This window comes from Streptomyces sp. bgisy159, assembly GCF_965341775.1.
In the GTDB taxonomy this organism is placed as follows: domain Bacteria; phylum Actinomycetota; class Actinomycetes; order Streptomycetales; family Streptomycetaceae; genus Streptomyces.
Window position 1 is genome coordinate 22,663 of the sequence record NZ_CBDQZH010000054.1, and the last position, 21,544, is coordinate 44,206.

Consider the following 21,544-nt stretch of genomic DNA (forward strand, 5'->3'; position numbering starts at 1 on the left):
CCGCCGTGTGTCCCGCCTCCGTCCTCCGCCGAGCGCCCCCCGAACTCCCGTGACAGCCTCGGATGCGAAGAGTCACGCATCGAAGGCGGAGGGCCACCTGAGCGGGGCGGCCGACGGGAAACGAGGGCGCATGGGGCTGTCCGGCGGAGGGAGACCGCCGCGGCCACGTCGTGGGGAGCGGGTGGCGACCGTCGTCGACCGGCGGGTGCCGCTCAGCGAGGCCGGCAAGGAGTACCTGCGCAAGGCGTTCCCCGACCACTGGTCCTTCCTGCTCGGGGAGATCGCCCTCTACAGCCTGCTGGTCCTGGGTGGTGACAGAGTCAGGCGTGGCATCGCGATGCCGGGGGCGCCGATCTGAAGGGGGACCAGGTAGACGCCCATCCCGAGGGCGAACGGCGTGACGACCAGGTAGATCGTGCCGGAACCGTGGATGGTGAACAGCTGGTTGTACGTGTGGGCGTCGATCAGGTCCCGTTCCGCGAGGGCGAGCTGACTGCGCATCACCAGTGCGATGACACCGACCAGCAGCAGCATGGCGAGGGACGTGCCGAGGATGAGCCCGATCCGCTTGTGGTCCGTGGTCGCCACCCAGCCGAGCCAGCCGCTCGGCCTGACGGGCCGGCCCCCGGTGTCCTCCTGGTCCGACGCCGGCGGGGCGACCGTCATGCCGCCGCGCCTCCCGCCGTGTCCTGCTGGGCGTCGAGGTAGCGGTCGTACTCCTCGGGCGGAACGGCCTTCAGCCAGAAGTGCATGGTGGTGTGCCGCTGGCCGCAGAACTCGGCGCACTTGCCCAGCCAGCGTCCCTCGTGGTCGAGGGTCAGGGTGAAGGAGTTGGTGTGGTGCGGGAACACGTCCATCTTGCAGCGCAGTTCCGGGACCCAGAGCGAGTGGATCACGTCCTGCGAGGTCAGCCGCAGCCGCACCGGGCGGCCGGTGGGCACCACCAGGGTGGGCAGCCGGCCGTCCCGGCAGTTCGCGCTGACGCTGCGCGCACACTCCGCCCGCACATGGGTGAACTTCCAGCACCACTGGAAGGCGGTGACGTCGACGCGCACCGGCGCGGGCCCGGACGTCTCGTGCTCACGGTGGTTCTGCCAGGCGGTCCAGGCCACCAGGAAGACGGCGAACGCCGCGAGGACGCTGACGTAGAACGCCTCCAGGCGCGGTCGCTCGGGCCGTCCGGTCTCGCCGGGGGCGGAGCCGTGCGCGGCGGCGGACCAGGGCGTAGCCGAAGTGGGCGAGAACGACGAGGAGGACCGTCCCGGCGACGACGGCCTCCAGGGCGAAGACGGTGCCGAAGACGTCACGCTGCCTCACCGGCCGGTCTCCTCGCGCCGGGCGGTCTTCTCGTGCCGGGTGCCGGCGAGGCGGGTCCGGACGTCGTGCGTCCAGCCCCGGGGCCGCACACCGGCCCGGTGGCCCGAGGGGAAGTCACCGACCGGCATGACACCACTTCCTCACCTCGTCCATAACTGCGGCGGTCCGGACATTACGGATGATCCGGGTGCCTCGCGGCCTGACACACCGCCACCCCGCGGGCCCCGCAGCCCCGACGGCGGGCCTGTTGCGCCGCCCTCACGGCGCATCGCGCGGGGCTGCTCGGCTCGTGCGCGGCGCGGACGCGCCCACCGAGCGGTGGTCTTTCGGCGTGCCGGTGCTCTCTACGCGTCGTGCGGTGCGGGGGAGTAGTGGGCGCGCAGCTCGTGGACGACCCCGAAGGCCGCGGCGGTCGCGGGCACCGCGAGGAGCACCCCCACGATCCCGGCCACGGCCCCGCCCGCCGTCAGCGCCACGAGGATCACCGCGGGATGGATCCGCACGGTGCGGCTCTGGACCATCGGCTGGAAGATGTTGCCTTCCAGCACCTGGACCGCCAGCACCACGCCCAGCACCCACACCGCGATGGCCAAGCCGCGGTCCGCCAGCGCAACCAGGACCGCCGCGGCGCCCGAGAGGAAGGCGCCGATGTACGGCACGTAGGCACCGATGAAGACGATCGCCCCGAGCCCGAGGGCACCGGGTACACGGAGGATCAGCAGGCCGAGGGTGATGAAGAACGCGTCGATGAGCGCCACGACGGTGGTGCCCCGCATGAAGCCCTCGACGCCCTCGAAGGCCCGGCGGGCCATCCCCTCCACGAGGCCGGTGCGATCGCCCGGGACCAGCGAGCGCAGGGCGCCGGTGGCCCGGTCGGCGTCCCGCAGGAAGAAGAAGACCAGCAGCAGCGCGAGGACCGCCATGCCGAGGACCTGGACTGCGAGACCGACCCCTTGGACGACGCCGGAGGCGGCCGTTCCGTCGAGCCTGCCCAGCAGGTCCAGCGCGTCGTCCGCGAGGTCGTTCAGGGAGGTGTCGGACGCGCCGAACCGGTCGGCCAACTGCCGCACCGCCTCGCGCAGCGAGGACACGATCTGGTCCCACGTGTCGACCAGCGTCACCGTGACGAGGTACACGGCGCCGCCGACCACGGCGATGACCGCGGCGCAGGTGAGCCCGGCGGCGACGGACCGGTTGACCCGGGCCCTGACCAGCCACCGGTGGACGGGCAGCAGCAGCGCGGTGCCGAGCAGGGCGAGCAGTACGGGGATCACGGCGGACCGGAGCGCCACACACACCTGGATACCGACGTAGACGACACCGGTGACCAGCAGAATCGCGGCGCACCAGGCGGCAAGCCGACGAACGGGCTCCGGAAGCAACTGCACCCTCCCAGCGTACGCATCGGTGCGGCGGTACCCCGCGAAGGCCCGCCCGGGCATGTGCTGCGCGGTCCCGCGGCGCACCGGTGTGCATCAACCGCTTCGAGGAATCCCACCGCCCCGTTCGGGGGCGCCTCCTGACGCTGCATCAGTCCGTCGGATCGGCTCCCCGGGCAGCGACTCGTAGGGGACACCGCACTCCAGGGGGAGCAGCGGTGCGAGGGCGCCACGGGACCTTCGTACCCGTGCCCCGTGCCCGGGGGCGGGCCGCTGAAACCGGACCCGAAGACCCGCGCGGCCGGCTGCGGGCGACGTCAGCGCCGGGCGACGTGTCCGGCCAGGGCGCACAGCAGGTCGTCGACCGGGCCGAACGAGAGGACGGCCGTGGTCCCGCCCGCGCTCTCCCCGCCCAGTGGAGACAGCGCGTCATGGGCCTGAGCGGCAAGTGCCGCGTCCTCGAGCCGGATCGCCGTGTGCGCGGTGACGGCCCAGAGCGCGTCGTACAGGTGGTCGGCAGGTGGTGTGGGCAGGGCGGCCGCCGCGCGGTGGGCCGCGGCGGTGTCGCCGTGAGCGAGGTCGAGGAGGGGCTGTGCCCAGGGACGGTAGGGGCCCCAGTCGAGGCGGGGATCGGTCGGGGCGGGGCGGTCGTGACGCAGGTGGAGCGAGAGGAGCGCGAGCGGAAGCACACCGGCCTCGACCCCCGGCATGCCCGCGCCGGCGAGATCCCGGGCGAGGGCGTGGTAGGCGTGTGCGACCGCCGCGGAATCGTTCGACCGCTCCGCCAGCCGCATGGTACGGAAGGCGGCGGTGAGGACCCCCGCGAGCGGGGCCTCGTGCAGGCCGCCGAGCCGCTCGGCCTCCCCGACATGGTGGCGCGCCGCCTCCGTGCCGGTCTCGCCGCGGGCCCCGAGCACCTGGAGCTTGACCAGGTGCCCGAGGATCTCGAACGCGGGGAGGTCGTGGCGCCGCGAGACGACGATCAGTTCGTCGGCGAGGGCGTCCCGCTCGGCGGTGCGTCCGGGCCGCTGGAAGGACTGCACGAACCGGGCGTTGAGCGCGAGGACCAGCACGCCCGGGTCGTGCAGCTCCCGGGCCAGCCGTTCCGCCTCGGCCGCGGCCTCGGCGGCCCAGCGGTCCCGGGTTCCGCGGTGCTCCAGCCCGAGCGTGGCGAGGAGCCGCGCCCGCAGCGCGGGCGGCGCCTGGGGCCCGAGCCGGTGCAGGGTGCGCCGGACGGTCGCCACCAGGGCACGGGAGCGCTCGGGATCGTCGGCGCGCGTCCAGACGGTGGGGACGTCGTACGCGGCGATCACACGGGCGGTCAGGCCGGGGTCCCCGCTCCGTTCGGCCTCGGCGGCCGCCGCGGCGCGCTGCTCCTGGGCGAGGACGAGGTTGGTGCCCCCGGTGACCGCGGCGGCCCTCGCCACCGTGCTCATCGAGCGAAGCCGGGTGTAGGTGCCCGTCGCCTCCGTGCGCGTGAGCAGGCGCACCCGCTCCTCCGACAGGGGGGCGGGCGTCAGGTGCGGAGCGCGCTGGAGGATGTCGCGTTCGAGACGGTCCAGGGCGTCCACCGCGTCCAGCCCGAACCGGTCCAGCAGAGCGGTCCGCGCGGACCGCAGCGAGGCGAGCGCGTCGACCTGACGGCCGGCCTGGTAGAGGGCGTGGGACAGCAGGGCCCAGGCGCCCTCCCGCCACGGATGGGCGGCCATGAACGCCTCCAGCTCCGGTACGAGGGCCGCGCCGCGCCCGAGGCGGAGCAGGGCCTCGGCGCGCAGTTCGACGGCCTGACTGTGCAGCTCGGCCAGACGGGCGCGCTCCGGCGCCAGCCAGGGCGAGGCGTCGAGGTCGGCGTACGGCTCGCCCCGCCACCACGAGAGCGCTTCGCTCAGTGCGTCAGCCGCCTCGGCACCGGGTGCGTCGCGGGCGGCCCGAAGGGTGTCCTCGAAGCGGTGGGCGTCGACGTGTGCGCGGGGGACGCGCAGGGCGTACCCGGTGCCGACGGTCTCGATGGGGCGCGAGCGGGTCCGGGGGAGACGGTCCGGTTCGAGGGCCCGGCGCAGCTCGGAGACGAACGTGCGGACCGTACCGGCCGCCGTGGGCGGAGGGTCCTCCCAGAGATCCGCGACCAGCACCGGGAGCGAGACGGCCCGCCCGCCGGCGGCGACCAGCCGCCCCAGAACCTCACGTCGGCGCCGGCTGCCGACGGCCACCGGCCGGCCCTCGGCATCCGTGACCAGGATCGGCCCGAGCACCTTGACGAGCATCTGCATGTCCTCATTGTCCTCGGCCGCCAGGGTCCTCGGCCGCTCGCGTCCTCGGCCGCCCGTGTCCACGGGCGGCCCGGCTTCGGGCCGTCGCCGCTGATCCGCCGCTGATCCGGCCGGACGATCCTGTTCTCGTTCACCCACCTCCCGCGGGCGGTACTGGCTTACGGGTTCGACAGAAGGAGACGACGGCGCGATGGGCATCACCCTCGACGGATTCACGACCAGGCGGATCGGCGTGTGCGACGGCATCGAGCTGACCGCGGCGGTCGGTGGGGAGGGGCCCGCGATCGTGCTGCTCCACGGCTTTCCCCAGACCCATCTGATGTGGCGGCACGTCGCTCCCGTCCTGGCCGAGAACCACACCGTGGTCTGCCCCGACCTCCGCGGATACGGCGCCAGCAGCAAGCCGGACGCGGTCACCGAGGACACCTACTCCAAGCGGGCGATGGCCGCCGACGTCGTCGGCCTGGCCGACGCACTCGGACTCGACCGGTTCGCGCTGGTCGGCCACGACCGCGGCGCGCACGTCGCCTTCCGGGCCGGTCTGGACCACCCGCACCGGATCTCCCACCTCGGGATTCTGGACATCCTCCCCACCCTGGACATGTGGAACGTCCTCCACGGCGTCGGTGCGGCGGTGGGCTTCCACCTCTATCTGATGGCCCAGCCGCCCGGCCTGCCCGAGCGGATGATCGCGGCCGGCGCCGACACGTTCTTCGGCCACTTCCTCGATGTCTGGTCCGCCGGTTCGGACGCCGTCCCCGCGGATGTGCGCGCCGAGTACCTCCGCGCCTGCGCCGCCGCCGTCCCGTCGATCGTCGCCGACTACCGGGCCACCGCGACGATCGACATCGAGCACGACCGGGCCGACCTGGACGCCGGCCACCGGCTCACCATGCCGGTGACGGTGGTCCAGCAGGACTGGGGCGCCCAGTTGGGCTTCGACGCCGCGGCGACCTGGCGTCCGTGGGCCACCGACCTCCGGCACGTCACCACCCGGGCGGGCCACTTCATGGCCGAGGAGCGGCCCGAGGACATCGCCGCCCTGATCCTGGAACTGGTGAAGCGATGAGCCGCGGCTCCCCTGCCGTCAGAAGGTGGCACGGGCACGCAGGCGAGCGCAGCCGAGACGGAACAGCCGGCACATGGGGCTCGTCCGGACGACTGCGACTGCCGACGGAGACGGCTGTCGGCTGTCGATCGACGACGGCTGACCACTGAGCGACTGCCGAGGCGGGCGGCGCGGTCAGTGGCGGCCCGGCGTGCGCGGATTCTTGGTCTCGGCGCCGTGCGCGAAGCCGCCCGCGTCGTCGGCGTCGCGATGCGGCTCATTTTGCTTGTCCAGCCGGGGCAGCACCCGGCGCAGGTCCCGCAGGAGCAGGTCGGCCAGGTCGTGGCTGAAGCCGTTGCGGATCACGATGCGCAGCGCGGCCAGGTCGGTGCGGTTCTCCGGGAACGTGTAGGCGGGGACCAGCCAACCGTTCTCGCGCAGGGCTGCGGAGACGTCGAACACGCTGAAGTGCTCGATGCCCTCGCGCACCCGGAACGCGAACACGGGGAGTTGGCTGCCGTCCGTGATCAGCTCGAACGGACCCAGCTCGGCGATCTCCCGCGCCAGGCGCGTGGCGACGTCCCGGCAGGTCTGCTGTACGCGCCGGTAACCCTCGAAGCCCAGGCGCAGGAAGTTGTAGTACTGGGCGACCACCTGGGCTCCGGGGCGGGAGAAGTTGAGCGCGAAGGTGGGCATGTCGCCGCCGAGGTAGTTGACGTGGAACACCAGCTCCTTGGGCAGGGCGCTCTCGTCGCGCCACAGGGCCCAGCCGACACCGGGCATGACCAGGCCGTACTTGTGACCGGAGGTGTTGATGGAGGCCACGCGGGGCAGACGGAAGTCCCACTGGAGGTCCGGGTCGAGGAAGGGGGCGATCATCGCTCCGGAGGCGCCGTCGACGTGGACGGGGATGTCCAGCCCACTGCGGGACTGCAGGTCGTCCAGGGCGGCGGCGATGTCGGCGACCGGTTCGTAGCTCCCGTCGAAGGTGGAGCCGAGTACGGCGACGACCCCGATGGTGTTCTCGTCGCACAGCTCGACCGCCTTCTCCGGCGTGAGGCAGTACCGGTCGCCCTCCATGGGGACGTAGCGGGGCTCCACCTCGAAGTACTCGGCGAACTTCTCCCAGCAGATCTGCACGTTGATGCCCATGACCAGGTTGGGCCGGTCGGTGGACTTGCCCTCGGCGCGGCGGCGGTGCTGCCAGCGCCGCTTGAGCGCCAGCCCGCCCAGCATGGCGGCCTCGCTGGAACCGGTGGTCGAGCACCCGATCGCCTGCCGGGGGTGCTCGGCGTGCCAGAGCCGGGCGAGCATGTGCACGCAGCGGGTCTCCAGCTCCGCGGTCTGCGGATACTCGTCCTTGTCGATCATGTTTTTCTCGGCGCACTCGTCCATCAGCCGCCGGGCCTGGGGATCGGCCCAGGTGGAAACGAAAGTCGCCAGGTTCTGCCGGGCGTTGCCGTCGAGCATGAGCTCGTCGTGGACCACCTGATAGGCGGTCTCCGGTTCCATCTCCCCGTCCGGCATCGCGTACCGGGGAATCCGGACGGGTTCGCGACTGAAGACGGGGTTGATATGCAGGTCCCGGTTCTTCTCGCGGTCGTCGTGCTGCACACTCATACGCCCTCGGCTCTCTGTGCTGCGGTGATGTGCGGCCCTGTCGGGAGTGCCCTGCCGGGCGGCGGTGAACCGGCGGCGCGGCAGTGTCCGTACCCCCATGGTGTGGACGGGGGCGAGGCCCGCAAGCGGGAATCCTTTCCGCCCGGAGGCGTGTTCGCGTGGGTCGGCACAGCGCCCCGTGCAGCGCGGGTGGGACGGATCGCCCCTTGCCGCACCGGACGACACGGCACCCGCGGCGATGGGACAATCCTCCGGTGGAGTCGCGTCAGGCATGTCGTGCGGCGGGCATCGGCGTGGTCGCCGTCAGCGAGCACACCGGCCCCCCTCGGCTGCATCGGGCGCTTCCGCTGCTCGCCTCACGCCTGGTCGTCAGCCTCGGGCCGCCCATCGACGTCCGCTACGGCGACCACACCCGGCGCGTGCCGGCCGTCGTGACCGGCTTGATGCGGCCCGGCACCGCCACGCCCTCCCTCACCCTGCTCCCCGACCAGCCGATGGTGTACGTCGAGCTGTCGCCCCTGGCCGCCCAGCGCCTGACCGGCGTCCCGGTGGGCGAGGTCGACGCGGGCGGGCTGGACGCCGACCTGCTCCTGCCATGGCTGCGCGACCTGAGAGAGGAACTGGCGGACAGTCCGGCCGGACTGCGGGCCCCGCTCATGCGCCGCCGTCTCCTCGACCGACTGGCCCGGACCTCCCCGCCCCACGTGTCGCCGTACGCCATCGAGGCCCTGCGGATCATCCGGGCCGGGCACGGCGGGGTATCGGTGGAGGACGTCGCCCGGCAGGTGCACCTCAGCCCGCGCCGCCTGCGCCAGGTGATGGGCAGCGCGGTGGGGGTCGGCCCGAAGTTCGCCTCCCGCGTCGCCCGGCTGGCGGCGGCGGCGCACCGCGCGGGGCAGGGGGCCGAGTCCTGGGCCCAGATCGCCGCCGAGAGCGCCTACCACGACCAGAGTCATCTGGTGCGGGACTTCCGGGACCTGATGCGGACCACACCGAGCGGCTGGCTCGCGGAGGAGGGCCGAAATCTACAAGGCCCGCCGCGTCCTGCGCCGCGATCATCGAGCCATGACCACTGAACTGCATCCGAAGCTGCTCGTCTCCGACGCCGACGCCGCGATCGACTTCTACACCGACGCCCTGGGAGTGGCGCCGACCTCGCGCGTCACCGACGACCAGGGACGCGTCGTGCATGCCGAACTGTCCCTGGGCACCACGACCTTCGCGCTGGCGCAGGGCGTCGACGCGTGGGGCTGGCACGACCCGCTGTCGGTGGGCGGTACCCCGGTCCTGCTGATGCTCGACCTCCCCGACCCGGCGGCCGTTGCGGACCGCATGGCACGGCTCGGCGCCGAGATCGTCATCCCTGTCGAGGACCGCCCCTACGGCAAGCGGCAGGGCCGGGTGAGGGACCCCTTCGGGCATCTGTGGGTGCTCAGCTGCGACGTCGTCGCGTGACCGAGGCGTGACGCGTGTGTGACGAGCCGCGGCGGATCGCGGTGGCGGGTCAGTCGACTAACCCGCCACCCGCGTCGGGCAGGCCGTGTCCCAGCAGGCGGTCCGGACGACCCGGCCGCCTTCGCGGCTCCCTACCCTTCCCCCACGATGCGTTCGACCGCTGCCGTCACCAGTTGATCGCGCTCGGCCTCGGTGAAGACGTCCGGCAGGGTGAGTTGCTCGACGATCAGCCAGTTCAGGGTGAGGATCAGGAGTTTTACGGCCATGGCGTCGCCGGGGAATCCGGCGGTCTCGTGGTAGGCGACGTTGGCGTCGACATCGGCGCGCACGCGCTCGGTGAGGACCTTGCGCAGCTCTGGGCGGCGGGTGGCCTCCAGGCGCAGTTCGAGCAGCGCGAGATAGCCGGTGCGGAACGCGGAGACGCGGCCGACGAGCTCCCGCATCAGCTCCACGTACGTCTCCCGGTCGCGGCCGGCCGTCCGCTGGCGGGCGATCGTCGCCTCGTCGGGCTGGAGCCGTTCGTAGACCCTGGCGCCGGCCTGGGTGAGCAGGTCGTCCCGGTTGGCGAAGTAGTTGGAGGCGGTACCGGCGGGGACGGCGGCCTCGGCGTCCACCGCCCGGAACGTCAGGCCCCGCGCGCCCTCTCTGGCCAGCACCTCGATCGCCGAGTCGACTAGGGCGGCGCGCCGCTGGTCGTTCCGTCTGGCCATGGACACCACTCCAGCCGTAGCCCGCTCCAAACCACTGCAAGCAGAGTACTACGTGCGCAGTCATCGCCCTCGGCCCGCACCGGAGGAACTCCCTGGCGGGCGCCTGCGCCTACCCGGACCCGGCTTGACCCTGACACCGTGGCAGGGTGTGCGCTGGGTACAGGAGGTGGTCCCGATCAGCACCCCAGCAAGCACCCCGCCCATCGCCCCGCACCACGCCCGTGTCGCCGAGGCCCTGGGCGCCGAGGACCCGTCGGTCCGGCTCCAGGCCGCCCTGGCGGCCGGCTCGGACCCACACCCCGGGTTCCTGCCGACGCTCGTCGAACGGTGCGCGGCCGAACCGGACTTCTACGTGCGGGACATGCTGTCCTGGGCGCTGACCCGCCTCCCACAGGAGACCGTCCTGCCCCGGCTCCGCCGGGAACTCGGCTCCGAGCGCCCACAGGCCCGCAGCCAGGCGGTGCACACACTGTCCAAGATCGGCGACAGCGGCACCTGGTCCTGGATCGCCCCCGACATGCTGCGGGACACCGACGACGAGGTCGCGCGGACCGCATGGCGTGCTGCCGTGGCCCTCGTCCCCGAGTCCGAGCAGCGGTGCCTCGCCGACGAACTGGTCACGCACCTCGGCCGCGGCGACCGTGAGGTGCGGCTGAGCCTGAGCCGGGCCCTCGCCGACCTCGGCGACGCGTCCGAACCGGCTCTGCGGCAGGCCGCGGCCCACCCCGACCCGGCGGTGGCCGAACACGCCCGCGCCACGGAACTGCTCCGGCAGAACCCCGAGGCCTCTTTCGACACCGCCCTCGACGAGGCGAGACGAGTCGTCGCACTCGGCCCCGGACGGGCCGCCGCCTCCGCCCGGCCGGCGCCGGCCGGCCCGGCGCGAGACGCGGGGGAGAGCACCGCGTGCTGATCGGCGAGGTCGCCCGCCGTTCCGGGGTGAGTCCCCGGATGCTGCGGCACTACGACGCCCTCGGGCTGGTACGGCCGACCGGCCGTACCGTCGGCGGCTACCGCGAGTACTCCCCCGAGGACGTCCGCAGGATCTTCCACGTGGAGAGCCTGCGGTCCCTCGGGCTCTCCCTCAAGCAGATCGGGCGCGCCCTGCAGGACCCGGCGTTCACCCCGTCCGCCCTGGTCGGCGACCTCATCCGGTGGACCGAGGACCGCCTGGAACGGGAGCGGGAACTGCTCGCACGGCTCCGCGCGATCGACGCGTCGACCCCCACCGGCTGGCAGGACGTGCTGCGCGTCGTCGAACTGATGCAGGGGCTCGACTCGCACAGCGCCGCGCGCAGACAACAGGCCGTCCTGTCCCCGCCGGAGGGTGTCCGCGTCCCCGCCGGACTGCTGGCGGAGGCGGTCCTGACCGAGACCGACCCCAACGTGGCGGGCGCCCTGCGCTGGGCGCTGGCCCGATCCGACGGCGGCGGCACCGCCGTGCTGACCGCCGGAATGCGCTCGCGGGACGCCGGCACCCGGCGGCGAGCGGTGCTCGCGCTCGCCGAGCTGCCCGAGACCCCGGCGACGACCGCGGCGCTCACCGGAGCACTGGCGGACGGGGACACCAGGGTGCGCGGACAGGCCGCGGTGGCGCTGGGCAGACGGGGCGTGACCGCTGCCGTGCCGGCACTGGTCGCGATGGTGGTCGAGGGCGACAACGACGTGGAGGCGGCGGACACCCTGAGCACGCTGTCCGAGGACCCCGCGTGCGCGGCCCGGATCACGTCCGCTCTGGTCGACGAGCTGGCAGCGCCCCGAGCCGACTCCGCGCCCCGGATCCGCCTGACCCAGGCCCTCGTCGAGCTGCCGGGGAGAACCGCGCGGCAGGTCCTGCGCCGACTGGCCCACGACGACGACCGCGCCGTCGCCCTCGTCGCCTCGGCGTTCGTAGGCGTCCTCGACAGCGGGCCCGGCGGCGCGGACCGGGCCGTCGAGGACGCCTGAGGGCACCCGCCGCCGAGGTGCCCCGGCACCGTCCCGCCCCCGGACCGCCGCACCGGGCTCGGCGGAACGGAGCAGCGGCGGCCGGGGCGGGGCCGCTCAGGTGAGGATCTCGACGTACCCGTCGGTTCCGTGCACGCGGATGCGCCGGCCGTCCCGGATGCGGCGAGTGGCCCCCTCCACGCCCACGACGGCCGGCAGGCCGTACTCCCGGGCGATCACCGCGCCATGCGTCATCAGCCCGCCCACCTCGGTGACCAGGCCCGCGATGCCCACGAACAGCGGCGACCAACTGGGGTCGGTGTAGGCCGTGACCAGGATGTCCCCGGCCTGGAGATCGGCGTCCGCCATGTCATGGACGACGCGGGCCCGCCCCTCCACGGCCCCGGCGGAGACCGGAAGGCCGAGCAGGGCGCCCGCCGGAGCGTCCGCACGCCGGTACGCCCCGCTGATGGCCTCGCCCTCCGGTGAGCACCCGGGGCGGCGTCAGTGAGCGGTGCGTCCGGAACGCCTCCCTGCGCCGCCGGATCAGCCGTGCGTCCACCCGGCCCGACCTTACGGCCTCGTGGAACTCCTCGAACGTGAGGTGGTAGACGTCCTCCTTCTCGGTGACCACACCGGCCCGCACCAGGCGCTCGGCCTCCGTCAGGAGAGCCTGCCGGTAGAGGAAGTAGCGGCTGACGATGTCGTACTTCGGGTACTCCCGGTATCCGATGAAGGTGCGGACGCGGTGGATCATCCGCTGCGTCTCCTCGGCCTTCCGCTCCCCGTCCGGCAGGGCTCTCAGGCGGGCGAGCACGTCCCGCTCCTTGCTCCGCGCCGCCTCCAGTCCCTGCTCGAAGCGCCGTGCGGCGGCGCCCGCCTCGAAGTTCCGGACGTTGTCGAGGATCGCCGGCACCAGGGCGGTGGGCCGCTCACGCCAACGCGGCCGCGTGATGTCGATCTCGCCCACGCAGCGCATGCCGTACCGGTCGAGGTAGTCCTCGACGGCGGCGCGCGCCGCGGCGCCGCCCGGGAGTTCCGGCAGCCGCGTCAGGAATTCCTCGTCCTCGACGTCCCGCAGGAACGCCACCACCTCCGGATGAGGACGGATCACGTCCGCGACGTCCAGCAGCGCCAGGCCCATCTCCGACGTGATGTTGTCGCGGACGGACAGGGTGAGCGTGTCCGTCGCGTTCTTCTCGCCCAGCCATTCCCGGAGCTTGTCGTTGAGCCACCAGGTGGCCTCCATCCCCGCCATGACGGCCTGGATGCTCAAGGGGTCCACCAGGACCCGCTTGTGCTCCTCGAGGGCCTCCAGCAGGAAGTCGAACAGCTCCGGTCCGCTCTTCGTCCCGATCTCACGCCGCAGAGCGGCGGTGGACGCCTGGCTGCGCCCGATCAGCTCGGTGACGACGGCCGGGTCGGTCGCGACCGGGGCGGGCGCGCCACCGGCCGCGGGCCCGGCGGGCTCCGGGTCCGGGAGCGAGGGCACGAAGCCGTCCCGTTCGAGTACGGTCTCCAACGCGTCCCTGACCAGCGGATCGGACCTGCCCACCAGGTCCAGCAGGCCGGCGCGGCTCGCGGGCGAGGCCAGGCGCCGGGCGGCGTCCACGAACAGCCGCCCGCCGGCCTCGTGCATGGGCGCCATGGCCGTCAGCCGCGCCGGCGAAGGAGGCCGTCGGCAGGTCCTCCGCCGTCGCGCTGGACCGGACCGCGTAGGGAGTCCGCGCGCCGTGCCGGGCGAGCGCTCCGGTGACGGCCGCCGCGAGGTCGCCCGGGACGGGCACGTCCTCGACGGCCCGGCGGACCCGCGCGCTCAGCGCGCGGATCGCCTCCCGGTCGTCCGGGTCCAGGGCGGACAGCCGAGCGAGCTCCTCCTCGACCGACGGTGCCTGCGCCATGATCCGGTGGAAGGCGTCCGTGGTCACGCAGAAGCCCTCGGGCACCCGGGCGCCCTCGACCGCCGACAGCGCGCCCAGGTGCGCGCCCTTGCCGCCGACGACGGCGACCTGCGTCTCGTCGACGTCACCCAGATCCACCACGTACCGCTCGGTTCTCGCCGTAGCTCCCGGGGTGCCGCGTTCCGTCGCACCGGCCCGGACGGCCGGGTCCCCTGTGCCGCCCGCCTCGTCGCATCCGTCGCCGGGCATGTCCTCGTCCGACACGCGCACGTCGTGCCCTCATTTCCGCAGGTTGTGGCTTCGGCCGACGATTGTGCGCCGCGACCGGGGCCTTGCCGCAAGCCCCCCGGTGCGCTATACGTTGAGAGTGGCGAGGAGCGCGTTCTCCTTGCCTTTGTTTTTCCCTTCTCCCTGGTCCGAGGTGCCGCCGCGCCCATGGCCGTGCCGGCCGGACCGTCGCCCCTCGCCCGGCCTCCGTCGACGACCCGACGGAGGCCGGACCGTCGCCCCTCGCCCGGCCTCCGTCGGGTCGGAGGCGTTCCGAGCGTCAGCCCGCCGAACGGGGTCCGCCCGGCCCGCCGTCCAGTTGCCGCGCCAGGTCCGTGAACCCGGTGGCCACCAGGTCGGGCGGTCGCCGCGACGCCGGGTACGGCACCGGCGTGCGACGCACCCAGGCGGTGGCGAGGCCGGCGCGGGCGGCTCCGTCGATGTCCCAGGGGTGGACGGAGACGAGCATCACCGCCCGTGCCTCCGCACCGGCGGCGCGGACCGCGTACGCGTAGGCGTCGGGCGCGGGCTTCCAGCGGCCGCCCGCGCCCTGCACGTCGAGGTGGGTCTCGCAGCGGTCGGCGAGGCCCGCGCGGGTCGGCACGGTGCGGGTGGTGTCGGCCGAGCCGTTGGTGAGGGTCAGCAGCCGGTGGCCGCTCGCGTGCAGGGCTGTGACGCCCTCGCTCACGTCCGGGTGGAGGGGCAGGCCGGGGAGCCCGCCGAGGACGTGTTCGACGGCGCGGTCCGCGTCGTGTCCGGCCGTGCCCTCCTGGGCGAGCAGGGTGCGCAGCGCCTAGCCCGCAACGTCGGCGAAGGAGGCGGGGCCGCCGGCCAGCGTGAGGGCGATGCCGTCGCGCAGCACGCCGGCGAGCCAGGCCGGCAGCACGGCCGCGGGCAGCCCCACGGCCTCCAGGCGGGTGCCGAGGGAGGTGAGGTCGGTGAGCGTCTCGTTGACGTCGAGGACGAGTACGCTCGGACGGCTGTCGACGGGCATGGTCTTCCCTTTTCCCTGCCGTGGACGGTCCCGGAGACCTCGGCCGGCCCCACACCGTCCACCGGAGTCTCCCGGGTTGCCCGTTCACGGCAAGCCTGCCCTCCCGCAGTCCGTGTCGCGCGGCCACGCCGTTTCACCCCGGCGGGCGGCGGATACTCCCCTCGCCTCGGACCGCTAGAAGGAGGCAGCGAGATGGAACACCTGGGACAGCGAGTATGGGCCATCCCCGAGGGGTTCGTGCCCGGGGCCAGCACCGGACCCGCGTCGATGACCAGCCACGAGACGGCGTGCATCCTCAACACCGGTGACGCGGACGCGCATGTGGAGATCACCCTGTTCTTCCCCGACCGGGAACCCGCGGGCCCCTACCACGTCACCGTGCCGGCCCGCCGGACCCGTCACCAGCGGTTCCGGGAACTCGTCGACGACGGTGCGCTGCCCACCGACGCGGACTACGCCTCCGTACTCGTCAGCGACGTGCCGGTGGTCGTCCAGCACACCCGGCTGGACAGCAGGCAGCCGGCGAACGCGCTGCTGTCGACCATCGCCTTCGCCGCACGCTGACCACCGGGCGGTCAGCGTGCGGCGACCGACCCGGCCCTGGAGTGAGACATGTGGAGACGAGGCAAGGCTGCCGCCCGCCGCAGGACACCCGTCGCACTGGAACTCTGCGACCTGTGCGGCACGGTCTTCCCCGAGGACGAGGCGGTGAGCGGCTACGTCCCCGACTCGTCCTGCGCCTACGTCAGGCGCCAGTGGTTCGACGGGCTGCGCCGGTTGACCGCCTGCTGCGCGGACCACTTCGAGACCGTGCGGGAGAGGTACCGGCACCGTCCGTTCGTCCCGGAGGAGCTCTGGGCCGCCAAGATCGACTGCGCCTTCACCACCGGTGGCCCGGTGCGCAGCCTGGAGGAACTCGGCTGCCGCACCGGCCTGCACGAACCGGAACTCCGGCGCGGCATCGCCTGGCACAACGAGCGGCTGCGGCAGGTGCGGGAGGACGGGGCCGGGGACGTCTGACACGAGCATCCAGGAGCGGTGGCGACGGCGGCGGAGGCGGTGCCCGACCGACGCCGGACCGGCCTGCGCGGGCCGGGCCGCCTCCGAACGGCGTCCGCCGAAAGGCGGGCGGCGCCGCCGTCGCGTAGACAGAAACCCATGAGCGTTCAGAGCCGGGCAGCGCAGCCCCACGGCGATGCCGCAGGTCCCGGCCGGGGCCGCGCCAGGAGCCGCACGCCGCAGGACGAACTGGTGCATCGCATGGCCGCCTGCGGACCGGGTCCGGAGCGCCGAGCCCTGCGGGAGGCGGTCGTACGCGCCTTCCTGCCGGTCGCCCGGCGGCTGGCGCGCCGCTACGGCTCTCCCGCCGACAGCCGCGAGGACCTCTACCAGGTGGCCTGCCTCGGACTGGTCAAGGCGGTCGACGGCTTCGACCCGGCCCGTGGGCACGACTTCCTCTCGTACGCCGTCCCCACCATCGACGGGGAGCTCAAGCGGCACCTGCGCGACCACACCTGGCACGTGCACGTGCCCCGGCGGATCCAGGAGAAGCACCGTCGGGTGCGCGCTGCCCAGGAGGAACTGCGCCGCGCGGGCCGCGCGGACGGCGGCACCACCCGGGAACTGCGGCAACTCACCGGCCTCGACGAACGGGAGATCGAGCTGGCTCTCCTCGCCGACCAGGCGCGCAACCCGGTCTCGGTGGACGAACTGCGCGGCCCCGAGCGCAGCGTCTCCCTGGCCGACACCATCGGCGCCGACGATCCGGCGCTGGACCGTGTGACCGACAGAGTGGCACTCGGCTCACTCGTGACCACCCTGCCCGAACGGGAGCGCCGGGTGATGCACCTGTACTTCGCAGACGGTCTCACCCAACGCCAGGTCGCCGAACGGGTCGGCGTCTCCCAGATGCACATCTCCCGCCTGCTGTCCCGCGCCTGCGGCACCCTGCGCCGCCACCTCCAGACGGACTGACCAGGACCGGCCGAACCGAGCGGCCCACGGCAACGGCGGCGCTGCGCCGATCTCGTGAACCCCAGCGGTGGATGACCGGTCCGGCCGCTCGGGGCCCCTACGCTGTGCGGCGGCCCGGGGCGGGGCGGGGGCCATGGCGCTCACCGGCGCCCGCGCGTTTGCGATGGGCCCCCGGGGGCTACTCCGCTCCCTGCCGATGCCGCATCGCCGGTCCAGCCAGTGGAGGGTTCATGCCACAGACGCACACGGGCCTGGAGGAGCCCCGCCCCGCCCCGGCCCCCCGGGTCCGCACGGGCGAGACCGTACGGGACTACCTGACCACCACCGACCACAAGAAGATCGGCCACCTGTATCTCGTCACGTCCTTCGGCTTCTTCCTGGTGGCCGGCATCCTCGCGCTGCTCATGCGGGCCGAACTCGCCCGGCCCGGACTGCAGATCGTCACCCGCCACGAGTACAACCAGCTCTTCACCATCCACGGCACCATCATGATGCTGCTGTTCGCCACGCCCACCTTCGCCGGTTTCGCGAACGCCATCATGCCGTTGCAGATCGGCGCGCCCGACGTCGCCTTCCCCCGGCTGAACGCCCTGACGTACTGGCTGTTCCTCTTCGGCGGCCTGACCGTCCTGTCCGGCTTCGCGGTGTCCCACGGGGCGGCGCCCTTCGGCTGGTTCGCCTACGCGCCGCTGACCGACGCGGTGCACACCCCGGGGCACGGCGCCGACCTGTGGATCATGGGGCTGGTGGTCGCGGGGCTCAGCACCACGCTCGGGTCGGTCAACTTCATCGCCACCATCGTGTGTCTGCGGGCGCCGGGCATGACCATGTTCCGGATGCCCATCTTCACCTGGAACATCCTCTTCACCTCGATCCTCGCGCTGCTGGCCTTCCCGGTGCTCACCGCGGCCCTGCTCGCGCTGGAGGCCGACCGCAAGTTCGGCGCGCACATCTACGACCCCGCCAACGGGGGCGCCCTGCTGTGGCAGCACCTGTTCTGGTTCTTCGGCCACCCGGAGGTCTACATCGTGGCGCTGCCGTTCTTCGGCGTGGTCACCGAGGTGATCCCGGTCTTCAGCCGCAAGCCGGTCTTCGGGTACGTCGGCATGGTCGGCGCGACCATCGCCATCACCATGCTGTCGGCCACGGTGTGGGCCCACCACATGTTCGCCACGGGCGGTGTGCTGCTGCCGTTCTTCTCGCTGATGTCCTTCCTGATCGCGGTGCCCACGGGGGTGAAGTTCTTCAACTGGATCGGCACCATGTGGCACGGCAGCGTCTCCTTCGAGACACCGATGCTCTGGTCCTTGGGCTTCCTGGTCACCTTCCTGCTGGGCGGGCTCAGCGGCGTCCTCGTCGCCTCCCCGGCGATGGACTTCCACCTGACGGACACCTACTTCGTCGTCGCCCACCTGCACTACGTGCTCTTCGGGACGATCGTCTTCGCCATGTTCTCCGGCTTCTACTTCTGGTGGCCGAAGATGACTGGCAAGATGCTCGACGAACGCCTGGGGAAGATCCAGTTCTGGACGCTGTTCGCCGGATTCCAGACGACGTTCCTCGTCCAGCACTGGCTCGGCGAGATCGGCATGCCCCGCCGGTACGCCGACTACCTGCCCGCCGACGGCTTCACCACGCTGAACACCATCTCCTCCATCGGCGCCCTCCTGCTGGGGCTTTCGACCCTCCCCTTCCTGTACAACGTCTGGAAGACCGCGAAATACGCGCCGAGGGTCGAGGTGGACGACCCCTGGGGGTACGGCCGTTCACTGGAATGGGCCACCTCCTGCCCGCCGCCCCGCCACAACTTCACGGCCCTGCCGCGCGTCCGGTCCGACTCCCCGGCCTTCGACCTGCGCCACCCCGAGGCGCTCGACCGGCTGAGCCCCGCGGACCGCGGAACCGTCGAACCCACACCCGACACCCTGGGAAAGCAGAGCGAATGAAGTCCGAGGCATATCTCTTCGCGGGCGTCGCCCTCTTCTTCCTCGTCACCGACGCCGCCTACATCTGGTTCGCCCGGGAACCCGCGGGCATCGCCGCACTGACGGTGTCCTTCCTCATGGCGGCGGTCATCGCCTTCTTCGCGCTGATCAACCACCACCGCAAAGGCCCCCGCCCGGAGGACCGTCCGGACGGTGAGATCCAGGAGCGTGCCGGCCGGGTCGACTTCTTCCCGCCGCACAGCACGTACCCGGTCGTCACCGCCGCGGGCGTCACCGTGCTCGCCGTCGGCGTCGTGTACGGCCTGTGGCTCTTCCTGATCGGCTTCGGCGTGCTCGCCGCAGGGGTCTTCGGCATGGTCTTCCAGTACGCGGGCCGCGAGAGCGCCTGACGGGGGCGGTCCCGCCCCGGCACGTCCTCCGCGCGGCCCGCGGCCCGCTTCGTTCTGCGGGCCGCGGGCCGTACCGCGGTGCGGCAACCACCCGCCGATGCGGGGGCGGTACGCCCCGCCCGCTCACTCCTCCTCGGCGGGCCCTCCCGCGACAGGGTCGACCGTGCGGCCCGTGGCCTGGAGGCGCTCCTCGGTGGTGGCGGGGGTCTCGATCCGGTCGCGGGAGTACCAGGAGCTGAGCGAGACCTGGAGACGCCGGCGCAGCGGCGCCCCGGGGCCCGGGTGGCCGAGCGGCCGGGGGACGTCCCGGACCAGCATCCGGTAGCGGCGCGTACGGTCGACGTCCTCGTGGGTCTCCGCCAGGCCCCCGGCGACGTCCTGCAGCACCTCGCCCGTCTCCTCGCCCTCCTCCAGCAGCCGCCGCTCGTGCTTCTGCAGGGCCAGGCAGACCCGACGGGTGAGGAGGTAGGCGAGGACCGGGCCGACGAAGACGGCCACGCGCAGGGCCCAGGTCAGGGAGTTGACGGATACGTCGAACACCACCGCGATCACGTCGTTGCCGCCCGCGACGAGGAGCACCGCGTAGAAGACGATGGCGGCCACCCCGAGCCCCGTGCGGACCGGACGGTCACGCGGTCGGTCGCACAGATGATGCTCCACCAGGTCCCCGGTCACCCACCGCTCGAAGAACGGGTACAGGTACAGCACGGCGAACAGCAGCGCCGGCAGCACGACCGCGGGCAGGAAGACGTTCCACATGATGGTGTGCCCGGCGACGACCGTCTCGGCGGGCGGCATCAGCCGCAGCGCACCCTCCAGGAAGCCGACGTACCAGTCGGGCTGGGCGTCGGTGGACACCTGGTCGGGCCGGTAGGGGCCGTAGTTCCAGACCGGGTTGATCTGCGCGGTGGCCGCCATCAGGGTGATGACGGCGGCCACGACGAGGCTCAGTCCGGTCGACTTGGCGATGAACGAGGGGAACATCGGCTGCCCCACCACATTGCGGTTCGTGCGCCCCGGCACCGCCCACTGGGTGTGCTTCAGATAGACCACCATGATCAGGTGCACGGTGATCAGGGCGATGAGCAGTCCGGGTACGAACAGCACGTGCACGATGTAGAGGCGGTCGATGATCGCGTCCCCGGGGAAGGTACCGCCCCACAGGAACAGACTCAGATACGTCCCGACCACCGGGATGGACAGCACGATGGAGTTGGCCGTGCGCAACCCGGTGCCGGAGAGCAGGTCGTCCGGGAGCGAGTAGCCGGCGAACCCTTCGAGCAGGGCCAGCAGGAACAGCGTCACCCCGATGATCCAGTTGCCCTCGCGCGGGCGGCGGAAGGCGCCGGTGAAGAAGATCCTCAGCATGTGGACGCCGATGGCCGCGACGAACACCAGCGCGGCCCAGTGGTGCATCTGCCGGACCAGCAGACCCCCTCTGACGTCGAAGCTGAGATGGAGCGTGGACTCGTACGCCTTGGAGACCAGCAGGCCCTGGAGGGGTTCGAACGAGCCCCGGTAGGGCACCTCGGCCAGGCTCGGGTCGAAGAACAGGGTCAGATAGCTGCCCGTGAGCACGAGGACCACGAAGCTGTAGAGGGCGATCTCGCCCAGCAGGAAGGACCAGTGGTCGGGGAACGCCTTGCGCAGGAGCTGGGCCGCCAGTTGCGACACCGGCGCGCGCCGGTCGACCGAGACATAACTCCCGAGGGCGGCTTGACGAGCCCTGGCCCGCGTCCGCGCCTTCCGCCGCGTCACCACCATGCCGGCACCACGCTCCTCCGCGTCATCGCCTCGTCTGGCGCCTGCCCGGTCGGGCGCCAGACCAGGGGTACCCCATGGGCCGCCCGGTTCAATCCGCCCGGCCCGCCGCATGGTGCGGGCGCGGCAAGGGCACCTGCCCTGTCAGGCGGAGCGACGCAGGCGACCCGGGAGGCGCAGTGGACGGTCACAGTGGGCTCATCGACGAACTCGCGGCGGACCACCAGCGGATGCAGCGGCTCTTCGACCGGATCCGTGCCGCGCCGCGGGACGGCGACGGCCGCAAGGCCCTGCTGGAACAGCTCAGCACCGCCATGGCCCGCCACTCCGTCGTCACGAGGGAGCACCTCTTCCCCGTCGTGCGCCGGTACGTCCTGGACGGTGACGACTGGGCGGACCGGGATCTGGACCGGCAGGGCCGGATCGCCGAGACGCTGCGCGCGCTGGAGGACCTGGAAGCGGGCGAGGAGCGCTTCGGCACCCTTCTGCTCTCCTTGATCGAGCAGGTCACGGACCATGTCGTCGAGGAGGAACAGCTCCTCTTCCCCCGGTTGCGGGCGATGTGCCCCGCCGACGTGCTCGACGGG

General features: G+C 72.7%; 22 protein-coding genes and 1 pseudogene. 12 read left to right on the plus strand and 11 right to left on the minus strand.

The window, feature by feature from the left end:
* Positions 1-181 precede the first annotated feature (181 nt).
* Positions 182-358: a hypothetical protein gene (locus ACSLTV_RS32275; RefSeq protein ID WP_432138207.1), complete on the plus strand. Its 177-nt coding sequence runs from the start codon at positions 182-184 to the stop codon at positions 356-358.
* Here ACSLTV_RS32275 and ACSLTV_RS32280 read toward each other — a convergent pair.
* The 5 genes from ACSLTV_RS32280 to ACSLTV_RS32300 all read right to left on the minus strand — a co-directional run bounded on the left by ACSLTV_RS32280 (position 289) and on the right by ACSLTV_RS32300 (position 4,966).
* Positions 289-666, minus strand: coding sequence for a cbb3-type cytochrome c oxidase subunit I (locus ACSLTV_RS32280; RefSeq protein WP_435613400.1), 378 nt, complete (start codon positions 664-666; stop codon positions 289-291). The two genes, ACSLTV_RS32275 and ACSLTV_RS32280, sit on opposite strands and share 70 nt — an antisense overlap.
* Positions 663-1,307 carry a cytochrome c oxidase subunit II gene (locus ACSLTV_RS32285; RefSeq protein WP_432138125.1) on the minus strand — a complete coding sequence of 215 codons (645 nt, stop codon included), beginning with the start codon at positions 1,305-1,307 and terminating at the stop codon, positions 663-665. Before ACSLTV_RS32285 ends, ACSLTV_RS32280 begins: the two co-directional genes overlap by 4 nt.
* A 6-nt stretch (positions 1,308-1,313) precedes the next feature.
* Positions 1,314-1,445, minus strand: coding sequence for a hypothetical protein (locus ACSLTV_RS32290; protein ID WP_432138126.1), 132 nt, complete (start codon positions 1,443-1,445; stop codon positions 1,314-1,316).
* Positions 1,446-1,661: 216 nt separating this feature from the next.
* Positions 1,662-2,705 (minus strand): AI-2E family transporter, encoded by a 1,044-nt coding sequence (locus tag ACSLTV_RS32295; RefSeq protein WP_432138127.1) that lies wholly within the window; start codon positions 2,703-2,705, stop codon positions 1,662-1,664.
* 308 nt (positions 2,706-3,013) lie between these two features.
* Positions 3,014-4,966, minus strand: coding sequence for a BTAD domain-containing putative transcriptional regulator (locus ACSLTV_RS32300; protein WP_432138128.1), 1,953 nt, complete (start codon positions 4,964-4,966; stop codon positions 3,014-3,016).
* Between the two features lie 190 nt (positions 4,967-5,156).
* Here ACSLTV_RS32300 and ACSLTV_RS32305 point away from each other — a divergent pair, with 190 nt between their 5' ends.
* Positions 5,157-6,035, plus strand: coding sequence for an alpha/beta fold hydrolase (locus ACSLTV_RS32305; RefSeq protein ID WP_435613401.1), 879 nt, complete (start codon positions 5,157-5,159; stop codon positions 6,033-6,035).
* Between the two features lie 174 nt (positions 6,036-6,209).
* On the opposite strand, the gene ACSLTV_RS32310 is transcribed toward ACSLTV_RS32305, so the two are convergent.
* Positions 6,210-7,634, minus strand: coding sequence for a glutamate decarboxylase (locus tag ACSLTV_RS32310; protein WP_435613402.1), 1,425 nt, complete (start codon positions 7,632-7,634; stop codon positions 6,210-6,212).
* A 254-nt stretch (positions 7,635-7,888) separates the two neighbouring features.
* On the opposite strand from ACSLTV_RS32310, the gene ACSLTV_RS32315 reads away from it, so the two are divergent.
* The gene (locus tag ACSLTV_RS32315; protein ID WP_432138131.1) at positions 7,889-8,710 is read left to right on the plus strand and encodes a helix-turn-helix domain-containing protein; all 822 of its coding nucleotides are present in this window, start codon (positions 7,889-7,891) and stop codon (positions 8,708-8,710) included.
* On the plus strand, positions 8,700-9,089 hold the full coding sequence (locus ACSLTV_RS32320; RefSeq protein ID WP_432138132.1) for a VOC family protein: 390 nt from the start codon (positions 8,700-8,702) through the stop codon (positions 9,087-9,089). The genes ACSLTV_RS32315 and ACSLTV_RS32320 overlap by 11 nt, the downstream gene beginning before the upstream one ends.
* 131 nt (positions 9,090-9,220) lie before the next feature.
* Here the strand turns inward: ACSLTV_RS32320 and ACSLTV_RS32325 are convergent, their stop codons facing one another.
* Positions 9,221-9,799: a TetR/AcrR family transcriptional regulator gene (locus tag ACSLTV_RS32325; RefSeq protein ID WP_435613403.1), complete on the minus strand. Its 579-nt coding sequence runs from the start codon at positions 9,797-9,799 to the stop codon at positions 9,221-9,223.
* Between the two features lie 148 nt (positions 9,800-9,947).
* On the opposite strand from ACSLTV_RS32325, the gene ACSLTV_RS32330 reads away from it, so the two are divergent.
* Both ACSLTV_RS32330 and ACSLTV_RS32335 read left to right on the plus strand, forming a co-directional pair.
* Positions 9,948-10,712: a HEAT repeat domain-containing protein gene (locus tag ACSLTV_RS32330; RefSeq protein WP_435613404.1), complete on the plus strand. Its 765-nt coding sequence runs from the start codon at positions 9,948-9,950 to the stop codon at positions 10,710-10,712.
* On the plus strand, positions 10,706-11,746 hold the full coding sequence (locus tag ACSLTV_RS32335) for a MerR family transcriptional regulator (protein ID WP_435613405.1): 1,041 nt from the start codon (positions 10,706-10,708) through the stop codon (positions 11,744-11,746). Before ACSLTV_RS32330 ends, ACSLTV_RS32335 begins: the two co-directional genes overlap by 7 nt.
* 96 nt (positions 11,747-11,842) lie before the next feature.
* Here ACSLTV_RS32335 and ACSLTV_RS32340 read toward each other — a convergent pair.
* From ACSLTV_RS32340 to ACSLTV_RS32350, 3 genes and pseudogenes are all read right to left on the minus strand, one after another.
* Positions 11,843-13,875, minus strand: a pseudogene (locus ACSLTV_RS32340) (PEP/pyruvate-binding domain-containing protein).
* Positions 13,876-14,173: 298 nt separating this feature from the next.
* Positions 14,174-14,683: an HAD family hydrolase gene (locus ACSLTV_RS32345; RefSeq protein WP_432138204.1), complete on the minus strand. Its 510-nt coding sequence runs from the start codon at positions 14,681-14,683 to the stop codon at positions 14,174-14,176.
* 3 nt (positions 14,684-14,686) lie between these two features.
* Complete coding sequence (locus ACSLTV_RS32350; protein ID WP_432138136.1) at positions 14,687-14,887, minus strand: hypothetical protein; 201 nt, start codon at positions 14,885-14,887, stop codon at positions 14,687-14,689.
* A gap of 192 nt (positions 14,888-15,079) precedes the next feature.
* Between ACSLTV_RS32350 and ACSLTV_RS32355 the strand changes: the two genes are divergently transcribed.
* The 5 genes from ACSLTV_RS32355 to ctaF all read left to right on the plus strand — a co-directional run bounded on the left by ACSLTV_RS32355 (position 15,080) and on the right by ctaF (position 19,196).
* On the plus strand, positions 15,080-15,451 hold the full coding sequence (locus ACSLTV_RS32355) for a sensory rhodopsin transducer (protein WP_432138137.1): 372 nt from the start codon (positions 15,080-15,082) through the stop codon (positions 15,449-15,451).
* 48 nt (positions 15,452-15,499) lie between these two features.
* On the plus strand, positions 15,500-15,907 hold the full coding sequence (locus ACSLTV_RS32360) for a hypothetical protein (RefSeq protein ID WP_432138138.1): 408 nt from the start codon (positions 15,500-15,502) through the stop codon (positions 15,905-15,907).
* A gap of 138 nt (positions 15,908-16,045) precedes the next feature.
* Positions 16,046-16,861, plus strand: coding sequence for a sigma-70 family RNA polymerase sigma factor (locus ACSLTV_RS32365; protein ID WP_432155285.1), 816 nt, complete (start codon positions 16,046-16,048; stop codon positions 16,859-16,861).
* 230 nt (positions 16,862-17,091) lie between these two features.
* Positions 17,092-18,807, plus strand: coding sequence for an aa3-type cytochrome oxidase subunit I (gene ctaD, locus ACSLTV_RS32370; protein WP_432138140.1), 1,716 nt, complete (start codon positions 17,092-17,094; stop codon positions 18,805-18,807).
* Positions 18,804-19,196 carry an aa3-type cytochrome oxidase subunit IV gene (ctaF, locus tag ACSLTV_RS32375; RefSeq protein ID WP_432138141.1) on the plus strand — a complete coding sequence of 131 codons (393 nt, stop codon included), beginning with the start codon at positions 18,804-18,806 and terminating at the stop codon, positions 19,194-19,196. The genes ctaD and ctaF overlap by 4 nt, the downstream gene beginning before the upstream one ends.
* Positions 19,197-19,319: 123 nt before the next feature.
* Here ctaF and qcrB read toward each other — a convergent pair whose 3' ends face one another.
* A complete protein-coding gene (gene qcrB, locus ACSLTV_RS32380; RefSeq protein WP_435613406.1) occupies positions 19,320-20,960 on the minus strand; it encodes a cytochrome bc1 complex cytochrome b subunit in 1,641 nt (546 codons plus the stop codon).
* 176 nt (positions 20,961-21,136) lie between these two features.
* Between qcrB and ACSLTV_RS32385 the strand changes: the two genes are divergently transcribed.
* A partial coding sequence (locus tag ACSLTV_RS32385) for a hemerythrin domain-containing protein (protein ID WP_435613407.1) occupies positions 21,137-21,544 on the plus strand: 408 nt, incomplete at its 3' end.

Coding starts and splice junctions, on each gene's coding strand:
- ACSLTV_RS32280 (WP_435613400.1), bottom strand. CDS start 666: ATGACGGTCGCCCCGCCGGCGTCGGACCAGGAGGACACCGGGGGCCGG.
- ACSLTV_RS32290 (WP_432138126.1), bottom strand. CDS start 1,445: ATGCCGGTCGGTGACTTCCCCTCGGGCCACCGGGCCGGTGTGCGGCCC.
- ACSLTV_RS32300 (WP_432138128.1), bottom strand. CDS start 4,966: ATGCAGATGCTCGTCAAGGTGCTCGGGCCGATCCTGGTCACGGATGCC.
- ACSLTV_RS32305 (WP_435613401.1), top strand. CDS start 5,157: ATGGGCATCACCCTCGACGGATTCACGACCAGGCGGATCGGCGTGTGC.
- ACSLTV_RS32310 (WP_435613402.1), bottom strand. CDS start 7,634: ATGAGTGTGCAGCACGACGACCGCGAGAAGAACCGGGACCTGCATATC.
- ACSLTV_RS32320 (WP_432138132.1), top strand. CDS start 8,700: ATGACCACTGAACTGCATCCGAAGCTGCTCGTCTCCGACGCCGACGCC.
- ACSLTV_RS32325 (WP_435613403.1), bottom strand. CDS start 9,799: ATGGCCAGACGGAACGACCAGCGGCGCGCCGCCCTAGTCGACTCGGCG.
- ACSLTV_RS32350 (WP_432138136.1), bottom strand. CDS start 14,887: ATGCCCGTCGACAGCCGTCCGAGCGTACTCGTCCTCGACGTCAACGAG.
- ACSLTV_RS32355 (WP_432138137.1), top strand. CDS start 15,080: ATGGAACACCTGGGACAGCGAGTATGGGCCATCCCCGAGGGGTTCGTG.
- ACSLTV_RS32360 (WP_432138138.1), top strand. CDS start 15,500: ATGTGGAGACGAGGCAAGGCTGCCGCCCGCCGCAGGACACCCGTCGCA.
- ACSLTV_RS32365 (WP_432155285.1), top strand. CDS start 16,046: ATGAGCGTTCAGAGCCGGGCAGCGCAGCCCCACGGCGATGCCGCAGGT.
- ctaD (WP_432138140.1), top strand. CDS start 17,092: ATGCCACAGACGCACACGGGCCTGGAGGAGCCCCGCCCCGCCCCGGCC.
- ctaF (WP_432138141.1), top strand. CDS start 18,804: ATGAAGTCCGAGGCATATCTCTTCGCGGGCGTCGCCCTCTTCTTCCTC.
- qcrB (WP_435613406.1), bottom strand. CDS start 20,960: ATGGTGGTGACGCGGCGGAAGGCGCGGACGCGGGCCAGGGCTCGTCAA.